Origin of the sequence: Limosilactobacillus reuteri, from assembly GCF_002254085.1 — a bacterium.
GTDB lineage: Bacteria > Bacillota > Bacilli > Lactobacillales > Lactobacillaceae > Limosilactobacillus > Limosilactobacillus reuteri_K.
The window spans coordinates 1-640 of sequence record NZ_NGPY01000060.1; the positions used below are offsets into that span (position 1 = coordinate 1).

The window sequence follows — 640 nt, forward strand, 5'->3', positions numbered from 1 at the left end:
CGTCGTAGTTGTGGCGGTTGTCGAGGTGCGTGTGGACTACGTGGTTGGTGCGTTTGTTGTCGCGCTCGTTGGCGTGCTTGTTGACGCACTTGTTGATGCACTAGTTGAGGCGCTTGTTGACGCACTAGTTGAGGCACTTACTGAGGCACTCGTTGATGCACTCGTTGTTGCGCTCGTTGACGCACTTGTTGATGCACTAGTTGAGGCGCTCGTCGATGCACTCGTTGACGCACTTGTTGACGCGCTCATTGAAGCGCTGGTTGATGCGCTTGTTGAAGCGCTCGTTGACGCACTTGTTGATGCACTTACTGAGGCGCTCGTCGATGCACTCGTTGCTGCGCTTGTTGACGCACTTGTTGAGGCGCTGGTTGAAGCGCTTGTTGATGCACTGGTTGAAGCGCTCGTTGACGCACTTGTTAATGCACTCGTTGAAGCACTTACTGACGCACTTACTGAGGCACTCGTTGACGCACTTGTTGAGGCGCTCGTTGACGCCCTTGTTGATGCACTTACTGAGGCGCTCGTCGATGCACTTCCTGAGGCCGTCGTTTATACACATCTGGCGCCGCCGGCGCATTCGCCGGTACATGCTCCGGGTGGCGCCCACTCACCATAGAAGCACGACGCTCGGCTGCTCACC

1 protein-coding gene is annotated in these 640 nt (G+C 56.2%); it reads left to right on the top strand.

Annotated features, from left to right (window positions below; all coding sequences use genetic code 11):
- On the top strand, window positions 1-616 hold a 616-nt coding region (locus tag CBG10_RS11265; protein ID WP_458251633.1), incomplete at its 5' end, for a hypothetical protein.
- Between the last annotated feature and the right edge of the window lie 24 nt (window positions 617-640).